General features: G+C 58.3%; 11 protein-coding genes. All 11 read right to left on the bottom strand.

Annotated elements, in window-relative coordinates:
• Window positions 1-7: 7 nt before the first annotated feature.
• Window positions 8-2,536 (bottom strand): efflux RND transporter permease subunit, encoded by a 2,529-nt coding sequence (locus G505_RS0117770; RefSeq protein ID WP_028110750.1) that lies wholly within the window; start codon window positions 2,534-2,536, stop codon window positions 8-10.
• Window positions 2,537-2,693: 157 nt separating this feature from the next.
• The gene (locus G505_RS0117765; protein ID WP_028110749.1) at window positions 2,694-4,067 is read right to left on the bottom strand and encodes an outer membrane protein transport protein; all 1,374 of its coding nucleotides are present in this window, start codon (window positions 4,065-4,067) and stop codon (window positions 2,694-2,696) included.
• Window positions 4,068-4,411: 344 nt separating this feature from the next.
• Complete coding sequence (gene putP, locus G505_RS0117760) at window positions 4,412-5,851, bottom strand: sodium/proline symporter PutP (protein ID WP_028110748.1); 1,440 nt, start codon at window positions 5,849-5,851, stop codon at window positions 4,412-4,414.
• A gap of 360 nt (window positions 5,852-6,211) precedes the next feature.
• The gene (locus G505_RS0117755; protein ID WP_028110747.1) at window positions 6,212-6,910 is read right to left on the bottom strand and encodes a DUF3379 family protein; all 699 of its coding nucleotides are present in this window, start codon (window positions 6,908-6,910) and stop codon (window positions 6,212-6,214) included.
• Window positions 6,903-7,469, bottom strand: coding sequence for a sigma-70 family RNA polymerase sigma factor (locus tag G505_RS0117750; protein WP_028110746.1), 567 nt, complete (start codon window positions 7,467-7,469; stop codon window positions 6,903-6,905). The genes G505_RS0117755 and G505_RS0117750 overlap by 8 nt, the downstream gene beginning before the upstream one ends.
• Window positions 7,470-7,540: 71 nt before the next feature.
• Window positions 7,541-9,160 (bottom strand): BatD family protein, encoded by a 1,620-nt coding sequence (locus G505_RS21940; protein ID WP_051216417.1) that lies wholly within the window; start codon window positions 9,158-9,160, stop codon window positions 7,541-7,543.
• Complete coding sequence (locus G505_RS21935) at window positions 9,154-11,025, bottom strand: VWA domain-containing protein (RefSeq protein ID WP_051216415.1); 1,872 nt, start codon at window positions 11,023-11,025, stop codon at window positions 9,154-9,156. Before G505_RS21935 ends, G505_RS21940 begins: the two co-directional genes overlap by 7 nt.
• Window positions 11,018-11,998, bottom strand: coding sequence for a vWA domain-containing protein (locus tag G505_RS21930; protein WP_035385541.1), 981 nt, complete (start codon window positions 11,996-11,998; stop codon window positions 11,018-11,020). Before G505_RS21930 ends, G505_RS21935 begins: the two co-directional genes overlap by 8 nt.
• On the bottom strand, window positions 11,992-12,450 hold the full coding sequence (locus G505_RS0117730) for a DUF4381 domain-containing protein (RefSeq protein ID WP_028110745.1): 459 nt from the start codon (window positions 12,448-12,450) through the stop codon (window positions 11,992-11,994). Before G505_RS0117730 ends, G505_RS21930 begins: the two co-directional genes overlap by 7 nt.
• Complete coding sequence (locus tag G505_RS21925) at window positions 12,432-13,352, bottom strand: DUF58 domain-containing protein (protein ID WP_035385540.1); 921 nt, start codon at window positions 13,350-13,352, stop codon at window positions 12,432-12,434. The genes G505_RS0117730 and G505_RS21925 overlap by 19 nt, the downstream gene beginning before the upstream one ends.
• Entirely contained in the window at window positions 13,352-14,308 is a 957-nt protein-coding gene (locus tag G505_RS0117720) for an AAA family ATPase (RefSeq protein ID WP_028110744.1), read from the bottom strand. Before G505_RS0117720 ends, G505_RS21925 begins: the two co-directional genes overlap by 1 nt.
• Window positions 14,309-14,704 lie beyond the last annotated feature (396 nt).

The following is a 14,704-nucleotide window of genomic DNA, read 5'->3' as shown; positions in this document are numbered from 1 at the left end:
AGTCTCCTCATGGTTGGGTGGCCAAAGCCGGGCTGCGCTTGAGCAGGGGGGCCAGTAGCCACAGACTGGCCGGCAGCAGCAGCAAGGTGGTCAGGGCGGAGATCGCCATGATGCTGGCCAGAAGCACGCCGACGGTAATATAGGGCACCAGAGGCGCCAGCAGCAGCGGGGTAAAGCCGATGGCGATGACGATGGCATTACGGCTGATGGCTCTGGCCGGTTCCTGGAACATGGCCGTCAGGGCCCGGCGCACGTCGCCCTCCAGTTTGAGCTGCTCACGGAAGCGTTCCAGGAAGTGAATGGCAAAATCCACCGACAAACCCAGGGTCAGGGCAGAGAGCACGGCGATGGGCATGTCGTAATCCTTGCCCAGCCAGCCGATGAGACCGTAGATGAAACTGATGGTCAGGGTCAGGGGCAGCATGGCCAGCAGTCCGTAGAGGGGAGAGCGGAACAGCAGCACCATCATCCCCAGTACGATGACAAAGGCCCAGAGCAAGCTGTCGCGCATACCACTGACCATGGCGTCTTGCCACGCCACGTTGATGTAGGCTTTCCCGGCCCAGTTGAGTTCGATCCCGTTGGGCGCAGGGTGCTGCATCAGATAGGCATCGACCGCCTCGATCACCTGGCTCATGTGCTGGTTGTCTCCGGAAGTCAGCTGCAGCCACAGCAGCCCTTTGCGGTAATCCGGGGTGACGAAATGCCACAGGTCGTTGGGGCGGTGACTGGACTGATACTGAAGCAGTGTCTGAGCGACGCCGGCGGCGCTGTCCGGCAGGGTCAGGTCTCGGTCTTCACCGCTGCGCAGCTCGCGATTGACCGTCTTGACGATGTCGGCCAGGCCATTGCTCTTGCCCACCAGGCCGGTGCCGTCCAGGTAGGTTTGCAATTCTGCCATCCAGCCGAGTAGGGCCGGATCCAGGAAACGGCGTTGGGCTTCGCCCTGCAGTTCCAGGCTGGTAAGCAGTGGATCGATGCGCGGGTCTCCGCTTTCAAAGCTGGCATCCTCCAGGGCCAGAAGCAGCTCAGAGAGGGCTTCGGCACTGCCCTGTTTGGCTTTCATGGCCAATGTCCTCTGGGACTCCCCCAAGATATTGGTGAGCTGTTGCACCTGCGCCGGTGACATGGCGTCAGAGGGTAGGGCGCTGAGCACCAGGTAGGCGTCATAGGTGCCGGCAAAATGATGATTCAGCGCTCTGTCGGCAATGCGGATCTCATGATCTTGCTTGAACCAGCGAACCGGATTGTCGTTGATCTGGATCTTACTGATTCCCCACAGGCTCAGGGCCAGCACTGCCAGGCTGATGGCGACGATGGGCTTGGCCAGGGTGACACTGCGCTGACCCGTGCGCTCCAGCAAGCGACTGAGCCTGCCCGGGCCTTTGGGGGCGTGCAGTTTCTGCTGCATCCTCTCCAGGGCCTGGGGAGACATGCGCACTATGTAGGCGGGCAACAGGGTGATGGTCAGCAGGAAGGCCAGCAGGATGCCGCTGCCAACAAAGGCGCCGAAGATCTGCACAGGGGGAATTGGGGTGACCATCAGCGAGAAGAATCCCACGGCTGAGGTCACTGAGGTGAACAGCATGGGGGTAAAGAGATCACGGACTACTTTTTCGATCACCTTGCGTGCCTGCTTTCCTGGCTGATAATGGTCGGCAAACTCGCTCATGATGTGGATGGAGTCCACCACTGCGATAGGCATCAGGAAGATGGCGATCATCGAGGACATGATGTGCACGGTGAAGCCCATGCCGATGAGGCTGCCGACAATGATGATCACCGTGGCCATGGCCACCAGCATCGGGGCAACGACCAGAGGCAGGGAGCGGAAGAAGTAGAGCATCATCAGGAAGATCATCACGCCAGCGAGGGGAGCGGAGACCCCCATCTGAACGAACATCTCGTGGCCAAACTGATTCTCTGCGACCGGTAGTCCGGTGATGTGGTAGTGGGCGTCCGGCCCCTCCTGCTGGATGACGGCTCGTATCTGCTGGGCGATGTCGAAGCTTTGGCGCTTGTCCTTCAGGGGCACGTAGATGGCGGCGGCCTGTTTGTCTTCGGACACCAGGGTGTTGTTCAGCAGGGGGAGGCGGGCCACTGCCTCGGCAATGGCATCGGCGCCAGCCTGACTTTCGGGCGCGGCCTGCATCATGTATTCAAAACGTATGGTGCCTGGCCCCTCCTGGGTGATGTTGTCTACCGTAGAGAGTGCCATCAGGTCGGCTTTGACCACCCCGTCGATGGCCAGAATGGCGTCGGTGATCCGCTTCATCTGTGCCAGAGAGGCAGGTGTGAAGATGCCTTCAGGCTGATCCGTGACTGCGCCGATCACTATGCTGTCGTAGAGGGAAAACTCGCTCTTGGTGGCGTTGTGGAATACCCGGGCCACATCCTCTTCGGGAAGCATATTTTCAGGATCGGTGTCGATCTGGATCGTTGGAATCATGGCCGCAGCGGCCAGGGTCAGCGCCAGCACCAGGGCATAAACCCGCCTGGGGTAGCCGGTGGCAAACTGGATCAGCCTTTCTTTCATATTAGAACTCCATAATTTAATACACACACTATAAATTAGAAAAATCTAATATTCAACTTGTGGGCATACTATTTACATTAAAGGCGTCGCTGTGGAAAGAAAGTGAATACAAAAAAGCCGCGACATTATGTCGCGGCTTTTTCTGTGAGGGCTGCTATCAGAAGCGGTAGTTGTACTGAGCACCCACCAGGAAGGCGTTGCCTTCGGAGTTCAGCACATAGCCATCCTCTTCTACGCGAACCTCTTTGCCATCGATGAAGGTGAAGGCCAGGTCGATGTCGGAGCTGTCGGACAGCTTGTAGTTGGCGCCGAAGCTGTACCACATGCGGTCAGAATCCGGGATGGACACGGTACGGTGAGTCTCTGGGATGGGAGTCTCGTCGTAGGCGATACCGGCACGCAGGGTGAACACGTCGCTCATCAGGTAGGTCATGCCCAGGCCAAAGCGCCAGGCATCTTCAAAGTTCTCTTCCTTCAGTAGCAGGGTCTGGCCGTCGGTGATCTGACAGGCAGGGTTGCCGTTAGCGCACAGTGGGCCTTCCAGAGTGGCGTCACCGTCCGCCACACCGCGCAGCTCTTCAAATACGCTCCAACCGGTCCACATCACAGTGGTGTGGAGGATTACTTGGTCGCTGACTTTGTGGTAGCCGGAGAACTCCAGGATGTCTGGCAGTTCCAGATCCAGGGTGCCGTCAACCTTGCTGCTGCCCATACCCACTACAGAGTCGGTGGCGATACCGGCGGCCAGATCGTTGGTGTAGTGGCCCTCCAGTTCGATGGTGGTCTTGGACTTGTAGGTCAGGGCGAGGCGGTGGTCGTCGTTCAGTTCGTACAGCACACCCACGTTAAAGCCAAAGCCCCAGCCGTCGCCAGCCATCTTGCCGGAGATGCTGCTGGGCTCCAGGTCCGGGGCCAGACCGGCAGCAGGACCGAGGTTGGCATCAACCATGCCGTTGATCAGGGGCGCGGTTTCACCAAAGTGGCGAATAAGCTCGGCGTCGCCGTAGACGGCGTTCAGGCCCAGGCCCAGGCTCAACTTGTCGTTGACGCGGTAGGAAACGCTGGTGTTGAAGTTCATGGTGATGAGATCGGTGCTGCCGGCGATGGTGCCCGCAGGGTAGTTTTCACCGAAATCGGTGCCCAGACCGAAGTTGGAGTAACCGGCAAAGCCGATGGCCACTTTCTCGTTCAGAGGCATGATCAGGTAGCCCGCAGGAACGAAGGCCTGAGGGGCGGCACCATCAATATTCAGGGCGCTTGGGTCGGAGCCCAGGGGGCTGGAGACACCGCGCATATCCACACCGGGATCGATGTAGGTGCCGGCCAGAGAGAGGGCAGTCTGGTCAAACAGAGCCATGGCGGCAGGGTTGCGGGCGAGCACGGCCGCATCATCAGCCGCGGCGCCTTCACCGGCGAATGCACGGCCGAGTCCGGAAACGGAGGTTTCGTTCAACAGGAATCCGGCGGCGGAGGAGCCGGCACTGACGGCCATCAGAGCCGTGGCGATAAGGGTCTTATTGAAGGTTTTCATAACTCTCTCTGGATATGGGGTCTTGTTATCGGCCTTGTTGGCCATTTTTTCGTCATTATTGCCGACGTTAGAAGCATTTTCGCTTCAGATGCCGGTTGTGTCGTCGGTGGCCATTGTAGAGGGTTACCATCCTCATTGGAGCTCCGACCACCACGGTATTTGAGGCAAATTTGCCATGAAAATCAGCGAATGTGAAGCGAAATGACATTCTGTTAAAGGGTTGTTTATTCGGAACTTTGTTTAGAGTAAAGACCCTAGTTGTGGGGAGTTCAGGGCAAAAACTCTAATTGAGGGTGGGGAACTGGAGAAATGTGCGGGGAGGTGGCTCCCCGCAATGAGAAAGGCTAGAGTTTTTGCTCAAATGAGTCGTGCAGAGCGACAGTTTTGTTATCGGCAGGTAACAGCAGGCTGACCAGTACACCGGCCAGGGAGGCGAACAGGAACCCCGGGAGTATTTCGTAGAGCTCGAAAATACCTCCTTGTGCCTGTTTCCAGAGAACCACAGTGGCCGCCCCAACCAGGATGGTGGTAATGGCCCCAAAGCGGCTGTACCCCTTCCAGTAGAGAGCCAGAAGAATCACTGGGCCGAAGGAGGCTCCAAAGCCTGCCCAGGCATAACTGACCAGCTCAAGCACTGTGCTCTCCGGGTTGAGAGCAATCAGGGTGGCGATGACAGCAACGCTGAGCACAGTGAGACGGCCCACCGTGACCTTCTCTCTTTCGCTGGCCTCGGGTCTGAGCCATTTCTTATAGAAATCTTCAGTGACTACTGAAGAACACACCAGCAGCTGGGAATCGATGGTGCTCATGATGGCCGATAGAATCGCTGCAATCAGGATGCCGGCCATCCAGGGGTTAAACAGCACCCGGCTTAGCTCGATAAACACGGTCTCTGCATTGGGGAGGGGCTTGCCATGGAAAAAGGCTGCGCCAGCCAGACCGGTTGCCAGGGCACCAAACAGAGAGAGCAGCATCCAGCCCATGGCGATACGGCGGGAGAGCGGCAGGTGCTTGACGTCACCGATGGCCATAAAGCGGCTAAGAATATGGGGTTGACCAAAGTAGCCCAGACCCCAGGCAAGCAGGGAGAGCATGCCTATGGCTGTGGTGTTGTCAGACACAACCTGGGTCATGCTGGGGGGCAGCGTCTCCAGAGTGACCTCGTGGGCACCGAACACCATGGCGGGCACCAGCAGCAGGGCAAACAGCATCAGTAATCCCTGAAGGAAATCTGTCCAGCTGACGGCAAAGAAGCCGCCGACGAAGGTGTAGGAGACGATGATGGCACTGCCGATCATCAGGGCGGTGGTGTAATCGAGGCCAAACACCTTTTCGAACAGTATGGCGCCGCCAACCATGCCGGAGGAGGTGTAGAAAACAAAGAACAGCAGAGTGATGCTGGCGGCCACCAGCCTAAGCAAGCCAGTATCATGGAAGCGTTTCTCCAAGAAGTCTGGCATGGTCAGGGCGTCGTCGGTAAAGAAGGTGTAGATGCGCAGCCGCTTGGCGACGATCAGCCAGTTGAGCCAGGCACCGACCACCAGGCCTATGCCTATCCACATCTCCCCGAGGCCAGACAGGTAGACCGAACCAGGCAGGCCCAGCAGCAGCCAGCCCGACATGTCGGATGCGCCAACGCTGAGAGCCGTGACGGCGGGCCCCATCTTCCGCCCTCCAAGGATGTAGTCGCTGGAGGTGCTGGTGGCACGATACGCCAGGGTTCCGATCACCAGAAGCAGGATCAGGTAACCGAAGAAGGTAATTAATGCAGGGGTCGAGATCATCGTTTCAGTTCATTCGGGTTGTTTGTCTGTCAGGCCCCGCCAGGGATGCTGTGGGGAAAGGAGTCCGGGCATCATCAGGGGATGAGCTGGCCGGAGAGCGGCTGATAATTAAGCAGCTGATCTGAATGAAATATCCAGAGTTATTTTCATGCTAACAAAGAGTGGGTAGCGTGACCAGTGTCACGAATACTGCTTTGTATACAGAATGAAGTGTGGCACAAAGGTTAAAAGGTTGGCAAAAGCTGTTGGCGGGTTGTGTTTTTCTGGCGGATGTTGCTGTGTCTGAGTGGTTGTTGTGACTGTTTATGCAGATTGGGAAAGGGGCAGGCCGCCGCAAAAACGGCCTGGGTGTTTGACGGCTCAGATGCTGTGTACGGTGTTCTTCAGCAGGTTCACCGCCGGAATCAACTGCTGATTCTTACCTCCGACGATCGCGACCTGGAAGGAGCCCATATCAAAGGCGGCACCCTCATACTTGTCGTTGCTGAAGGCTGGAGACATCTCTTTGTTCTGCTCTTTGGGGACGAAGAACACGGTCATCTTACCTTCGGGAGTGTCCATCACCATGTGCAGGCTCCGTACACCGTCAAAGTCGCAGTAGTTGGCGTAGTAGATGTGCCCCTGAGGATCGTCCATTTTTCCGCCAAAACTGGCCAGTTTGGTGTTCAGCGCCGCCAGGCTGACTTTCTCATCGATACGGTCGGCAAAGCCCGCCTCATGAGCAACGTGTGCCAATGCGTGGTCTCCGAGAGTCGCAGGTTGACGGATCAGGGTCAGGGACAGGCCGATGACAAAGGCAACGGAGGCCGCAGCCGCCAGGTGGAACCTCTGTCGCTTGCGTTGCTGCTGAAACTGATTCAGGTTCTGCTGCAGCAAAATGCGATTGGCGAGATCTTCCGGTGGGGCGATCTTCAGGGCGCTGTTAAGCTGCTCGTCGAGAGCCTGAAGCTCATCAACGAAGCCTTTGCGCCCCTCCTCTTCATTCAGGGCATCAAGGAAGGCCGTGTCCTGATCCTGAGGATCGGCGTAGGCTCGTCGGCGGAACTCTAGTTCATCCATTGTTCAACTCCCGAGATTGAGGCTTATCTTCGAGTCTGTCACGAAGCTGATTACGGGCTCTGAATAAACGGGTCATCACTGTGTTTCTGTTTAATCCCATGATCTCGGCGATCTCGTCGCCGTTGAATCCATGCAGTACCTGCAGCACCAGCGGTTCACGATACTCCTGGGCCAGAGACGCGATGTGCTTGCGCAACAGTGCGTTGTCAACCGCCTGCTCGTTCGAGAGGGAGTGGTTATCCGCCACCTGATGGTCATCGATGTCTGTCAGGTCAAACTGCTTTCGTTCGAACCGACGGGCATTTTCCCGCCTCAGGATGGTGATCAGCCACGCCTTCGCTGCCTTGTCATCCTTAAGGGAATCCAAGGCTTTCCAGGCCCTGAGAAAGGTCTCCTGAACCAGATCTTCCGCCACGCTGGGGTTACCACACAGCCAGTAGGCATAGCGGTATATCTCTGTGTTCAAAGCCCTTACCAAGCTTTCGTAACGCCGTTGTTTACTCACCATGTCATCTAAGACCGGTGAAGCCTGTTTTTTCTTTCGTAATAGTTTCAACATTTTTTGTTGCCAGTCCCGGGCGACATCGCCATGTGATACTCGAGGCTTCTATGAGTGTATCGGTTTTTCAGTCACATGGGATTAAGATCGGGGAGTTCTCCTTGGTTTTTCTCCTTTTTTTGTTTTATTAGTGCGACTTGTCGGGCCAACCCGCCCAGGTCCGTCGGTGAGGTCTGGGGCCCATAGGTCTGGCGCATCAATTGGTCCAACTCCGGGGTCAGCTCGGGAAACTGTCGGCGGACCTGGGCCAAATCCTCGGTGTGTCCTCGCAGGCCGTTCAGTCTGCTAGGCAGGGCCTGCAGGGCGGCGTTGAGATCCCCGGCATTGACTGCCCGCTCAAAGGCGGAGGCCGGCTGCGGCCGCTGCTCCGGCTCTGCCGGAACTTGGTGCGGGGCGACGTTCACGCCGGAGCGGCGATACCCCCAGTACAGTGACGCGACAAGAGCCAGGAGCAGTACCCAGGTACTGTAAAACCAGGGGTTGCTCTGTGCCTTGGGTTGGGGAGGAGTCACCTCGGCCTGCCCAGGAGGGGGCAGTGCGGGTTGGTTTTCGCCAGGGAAGACTGTGAGGGTGCGAGCAGGGAGTGTGGCCCATTGCTGACGGTTTAATTTGGCGTTCCACCAGGCAATTTTCAGCTCCGGAAGGGTATAGGTACCGGGCTGAGAGGCAACCAGCGCAGTGCTTTGCTCCAGTTTGGCCACCACCTCCTTGTTGCGTACCTGATCGCTGCGGTGATCCTTGTCAGGGTAGCTCTTCAGGCCCTGAGGGTAGTCAGGCCTGAGGGTAGGAAGGGAGGCTTCGGTGGCGCCAACGGCGGTAAGGGTGATGACGCGGGTCAGAGGCTCGCCCACTCGCACCTGAGATTGCTGTGGACTCCACTGCTCCGTCAGGGCCACGGCGTTCGCGACCAGCCAGGGGCCACTGAAGGAGGCGGGCGGCGCCTTAACCTTGATGGGTTGAGCCTGGCCAACCACCTGCACAGGAGTAGACAGTGAGCGGCTGAACAGGTCGTTACTGCGCCCGGCGCGAAGAATGTCACCGCCGAAGTCTGAGCCCTGGATCATAAACTCCCCACTCTGCTGAGGCGTGATCAGGTAGTGGCGTTCAATCACCCGGTATCTGCGCCCGTCGACCATCTCCGTGGTGTTGCTGTCCTGACCCAGCTGGACAACGGAAGCGCCATCCAACTTGGGCTCGGACAGGCTGCCGCGCTGCAGCTCTGCAGCCAGATAGAGCTTGACCCGATAGTCAACCGGCTGGCCCAGCCACACCTCCTCGTCAGCCAAAGTGGCGCGAAGGAAGACCGGTGCCGTTTGGGCGACCTCGGCACTTTCCTCCACTACGGTCAGGGTAATGGCCTGGGTTGCGAGACCTTCTGCTTCCAGGGAGGGGATCAACAGGGTGCCGGTATGCTTGGGGATAAGCAGCAGTTGCCAACGGGTTTCCTTACGGGCATTGAAGTTGATGATCTGGGTGGACCGACTGACGTTATTGCGAACCACATTGAACGCTTCAAGCAGAGGGGTGGTGTCCAGGGCATTAGAAGACAACTCGTCATCGGCCAACACATTCAGAACAAAGGAGTGTCCCAGGCGGACGGTGTTGTTGTCGACGCTGGCGGTCAGGCTGGTGTAGGCCCAGGTCATGGGGGACATCAGCAGGGCCAGCAACAGGGTGAGTCGGGTTACCACTGGGTGCGCTCCTCGTTGATCTTGCCGGCTCGACGGCGCCGTTCGTATTCTAATTTCATCTTGTTTCTTAACAGGATACTGGGGTCATCAGGTATTCGCTCCAGGATCTGGGGATCCACCTGTTGCGCCTCGTCATTCGTCGAGGCAGAGGACTCGGCTTCTGCCGCAATTGGCTGAGCCTCGTCGTTGTCTTTCGCGTCTTCGCCTTGGGCGGCGTCAGCCTGGGGGTCTGAATGAGCCTGCTCACCCTGTTCGGCCTCGGGCTGACGGTCTGAGTCGGAGGATTTGGGCGCCTGGTGCGGATCTGGTGATGGCTCTTCAGCTTGCTGTGGAGAGTCCCGCTGGTCGGAACCTGACTGTTGGCTATCGTCGCCCTGCTGCTCCTGCTCTGCATTCTCCTGTTCCGATGCGGAATCCTGATTCGAACCTGACTGATTGCCCTGTTGCTGATCGTCGTTCCTCTGTTCATCCTCGCCCTGCTGCTGCTGCTGCTGCTGCTGCTGCTGCTGCTGCTGCTGCTGCTGCTGCTGCTGTAACTGCTCAATCAGCTTCAGATTCTCTTGTGCTTGAGTCAGTTCCGGCTTTCTCGCAAGGGCTTGGCTGTAGGCCTCTTTGGCCTGTTCAAACTGCTGCATCTGCGCCAGTGCATTGCCCTGGTTGTAGAGGGATTCTGCTGTCGGGGATAGCTGGCGGTAAGCGTTCAGCGCAGCCGCGTAGTCGCCTGCGCGGTACAAGGCATCGGCTTTCGGTGCGCCTTGGGGCAGACGTTTGGCGGCTTCGGCATACTCTTTACCCTGCAGCAGTTGCTGAGCCTCAGCCTCGGCAGATTGCCACCAGGCGGCCTGACCGGGAGGGGCAGGAAGCAGCAGCAAGGGCAGCAGCGCCATGGCCCATAGACGCCTCAGAGAGATGGCTGCCGGCAGCAGCAGCATAGGCAGCAGGTAGATGCCCATATCTTGCCACTGTGTGGTTTGCCTCTGAGTCTCTTCGTTGCCTTTTTCCTGGTGGGTGTTGCTTCTGGCCAACTGCTCGATATCGGCATCGTCGCCCCTGTATGAGACGAGGGTGCCATTACCTGCGTTGGCCAGCTTGCGCAGCAGTGGCAGGTTCGTTTGAGCGACCACCACTTCGCCACTTCGGCTTTTCACCAGTTCACCACTGGGTGCCCTCATGGGGGCGCCTGCTTCGCTTCCCAGGGCATAGACCTTGAGTGTCCAGGGAGAGGATGCGGCAAGTTTGAGGGACTGGTCGGCATGCTCAGAGTTGATGCCGTCGATAAAGAGAATGATCTCCCCTTTGTGATAGCCGGCGTCCCTGAGTAACTGGTTGGCCAGTTCGAGGGCGCTTGGCAGGTCCGATCCGGGCACCGGCATGATCTCGGGGGAGAGATTGGGCAGCAGGTTGAGCAGGGTCTCCTTATCGTCCGTGAGTGGCGCAAGGGCAAAGGCATCCCCGGCGTAGGCGACCAGTGCGGTTTCGCCTTCATCAAAGCGACGGATCAGGTCGATGGCCTTATACCGGGCCTGGACCAACCTGTTGGGGGCCAGATCGGTGGCGTACATGGAGTAGCTCATATCCATAACCAGCACTCGGCCATGGTTGAGCTGAAACACCGGCACCTCCTGCTTCTGCCAGCTTGGGCCGGCCAGGGTGAACAGTGCCAGTACGGCAGCCACCCATGGCCATCTGGCCGGCGTGTGGCTTTGGGCATCCGGGGCGATCAGCATCGCCTTATGCAGGTGTGCCGGCATCAGTTGGTGCCAGTTCTCTCCCTTCTGGTGCAACTGCCTCAGAATCAGCCACAAGGCCGGAATGGCCAACAGCGCCAGAAGCCACAGCGGACGGAGGAAGTGGAATTCAGACATGGCGCTGCCTCCTGTTTAGCAGCAGAGTCAGTGTCAGCAACCCCAGGGCTGTGGACAGGGGCCAATGGTAGAGTTCGGTTCTAGGGCGCCAGAGGGCTTCTCCTCGGCTGACCGGCTCCAGCTGGTCCAGAGTTTGATAGATCTGTGCCATCTCATCACCGCTGCGAGCTCTAAAGTACTGGCCGCCGGTGGCTTCGGCCAGGTCATGAAGTACCTCTTCGTTGAGATCCCGGCTGGGGTTGACCTGGCGGCTCTGCACCCCAAGCCAGCCAGAACGGGTCATGGACTCGGCACCAATGCCTATGGTGTAGATACGCACGCCCGCCTGACGAGCGAGCTCTCTGGCCTGAGCGACATTGAACTGACCCGCGTTGTTGCTGCCATCGGTGAGAAGCAGCAGAACCCGGTTGCTCTGCTCCAGCCCGGCAAAGCGTTTGACCGACAGGGCGATGGCGTCACCGATGGCGGTCTGTTGTCCCACCAGGCCCAGAACAGATTCATCCAGGTAGCGCTTCACCGTGTAGCGATCGAAGGTCAGTGGGGCCTGAAGGTAGGCGCCGTCCGCAAAGAGAATCAGCCCCAGCCTGTCTCCGTCCCGGCGGCGGATGAAGTCACCCAACAGGTGCTGCATCATGGTAAACCGGTCAACCAGCTTGCCTTGATACTCCATATCTTCAATCTGCATGCTGCCGGATAGGTCTGCGGCGATCATCAGATCGCGCCCCTCCTTCTGAAGCGGTACCGGATCACCCAGCCATTGGGGGCGGGCACTGGCCAGAACCAGCAGAATCCAGGCCAGGAGAGCCAGCCATTTGCCGATGGAATGGGGTGAATGTTGTGGGGTGGAACCGCCGACAGCAAGTGTGCCGGGCAGTCTCAGGGCCGTGGCAGGCTGCGCTTTTCTCCCTCTGTCTGGGATCAGCAGGGGCAGCAGCAGGGCGATCAGCATGATCGGCCAGGCCAGGGTCAACATGGTACCTTCCCTTTGCCGAGGCTGGAGAGGGTTTGATGAATCAGCGGAAGGTACTCCTCTTTGTTGACTGTGCTGTCGGGACTGTATTGACGTGCAGAGAGTCCTTGCCAGGACAGTTGCTGCTCCCGGTTCTGGTGGTGGGATAACCACAGATCCCACTCTTTGCCGGAAAGGGCAGCGATGTCGCGCCTGGGATAGTAAGCCAGCGCACAGCGTTTGATGAGGGCGTTAAAGTCGGTGATTTCAACCCGGTCTGGCAGCTGCTGCAATTCAGATTGGGCAGCGCGTACCGGGGCCAGGCGCCGCCACCGCCTTATGCCGACAATCAGCAAAGCGCACAGGGCTGAGATGCCAACTGCAACCAGCAGGGTCGCCGCCGTGGACAGTGGCCAGTAACCCGCCAGGGGCGTGGTGATGATGTCATTGAGATTGGCTAATGGATTGGCTTCCATATGCTGTCCAGTTGTTCAGTCAGGGGTTGTGCGGCTTCTACCCGGGAGAGCGTCAATCCACGTTGTCGACAGCCTTGTTCAAATTGATCCAGCTGTTGCGTCGTCTGCTGCTGCCACAGCTGACGATCCTTGTGGTCCATGCGAGCCAGCCTGCCCCGATGCCATACCGGCACAGAGATCTGTTTGGGCAGTTCGGACAGCCGGGTCGCCAATGGGTCGGTTACCTGAAACAATCGGATGTCGCTGTGGCGGCCCAGATCCGCAAGAATATCCAGGTGCGCCGGAGTCAACCCGGTGCCGTCGGAGATCACCAGGATCACCCCTCCTGGGTGAGCCAAGTGGTGGAGCCGCTTGATACCCTGGTTCAGATAGCCCTCATCGCCGGCACCCGTCTCTCCATGGATTGAGACCAGAGAGTCGAGCAAGGGGGCGATCCCCTGGCGTCTTGCCCTGGGCTTATGCTCACGATGGGCAGTTTCACAACAGATGATGCCACCCAGTCGTTCACCGGCCGCGATGCTCTGCCAGCCCACCAGGGCAGCCAGGTGGGCGGCCTGGACCGATTGCAATAGCAGGGCCGAGCCAAGGTGAAGCCGCTGGCCCAGATCGACAAACAGCATCACAGGGCGTTCGCGCTCTTCACGAAACAGCTTGGTGTGGGCATGACCGGTACGTGCGGTTACCCGCCAATCAATGGTGCGCACATCGTCCCCACTCTGATAGCGGCGAACTTCATCAAACTCCATTCCCCGGCCCTTGATGGCACTGAGGTTTTGTCCCGATCGCTGCCCGGTCCTGGGCAGGCCCAGGAAGGGGTTGTGGCGGGAGGCTGGGCCCCGGTAAACCAGTAACTCCTCCAGAGTCAGGTCAACGCCATTGGCGTGGATCGGAAGAGCGTGCATCAGGCCAGAGCCACCTGTTTGATGATGCGAGCAATGATGGCGTCCGGAGTGATGCCCTCTGCCTCAGCCTGGTAGCTGAGAAGCAGTCGGTGTCGCAGCACGTTGGGCAGCACAGCCTGGATATCTTCCGGAGAGACGTAATCTCTGCCAGAGAGCCAAGCCCTGGCCCGTGCACAGCGCTCCAGAGAGATGGTGGCGCGAGGGCTGACCCCCCATTCCAGATACCGGGCCAGCTCATCATCGTATTTCTGTGGTGAGCGGGTGGCATCGATCAGTTGTACCATGTAACCCTCCAACTGTGGTGCCAGATAGAGTTCTAATGCCTGGGTACGTGCATTGAAGATCTCTTGCTGAGTCAAAGGTTGAGGAGGCTTAGGCGGTTCGGCCAGGGCTTCCTGGCGGCTCAGTGCCAGAATCTGCCGTTCCACTTCTGGACCGGGGTAATCCAGAGACAGGTGCAGCAGGAAACGATCCAACTGGGCCTCGGGTAAGGGGTAGGTGCCTTCATTCTCGATGGGGTTTTGTGTGGCCAGTACCAGAAACAACTTAGGCAGGGGGTAGCTGGTCTTACCCACGGTAATCTGATTTTCAGCCATCGCCTCCAGCAGAGCCGATTGTACCTTGGCCGGTGCACGGTTGATTTCATCGGCGAGCAGCAGGTTGTGGAACAGGGGGCCTGCCTGAAACTCGAACTGCCCCGTTTCCTGTCTGAAAATATCGGTTCCGGTGAGGTCGGCAGGCAGCAGGTCCGGAGTGAACTGTACCCGGTGGAAGTCACCCTCGATACTGTCTGCCAGCGCCTTAACTGCGCGCGTCTTTGCTAAGCCCGGAGGTCCCTCCACCAGTAAGTGGCCATCTGCGATCAGGGCGATTAGCAGTCCATTCACCAGTTCCTGTTGTCCGATCACCATCTGGTTCAGGTAGATCTTCGCCTGTTCAAATCTTTCCAGCAGCATTGAAGGGGTCCATCGACATAAATTGTAGGTTTACTATCGTATAAAAATCAGTATGTCCCTTCCAGAGAGCATTGCGCAGAAGGTAGGAAGGAGAGAGAGGCTGGTCGGCTCACTCTGAACTAATCGTCGTTTTATCGTTGAGGGTATGAGTGTACAGAAAGGAAAAAGTTTCTTTAAGGCCTGCTGTGGAGGCAGGGCAAATATTGACGGAGTCAGGGGGCTTGCAGATCTGCACTGAATCGACAGCCAAGTAGATTGAATTAGTCAGTTAGGCGCCCAGCTCAGCGACATTTGGCGCGAAGGGGCAACCAAAAGAAAAGCCCAGCTCTTGCGAACTGGGCTTTCTAGTGTGGCTCCCCCTGCTGGACTGGTACGGGGGCGCCCAGCTCAGCGACA

The organism is Ferrimonas futtsuensis DSM 18154 (assembly GCF_000422645.1).
Classification (GTDB): Bacteria; Pseudomonadota; Gammaproteobacteria; order Enterobacterales; family Shewanellaceae; genus Ferrimonas; species Ferrimonas futtsuensis.
The sequence above is the reverse complement of the archived record's forward strand: the minus strand, read 5'-3'. Positions and strand labels throughout refer to the sequence as shown.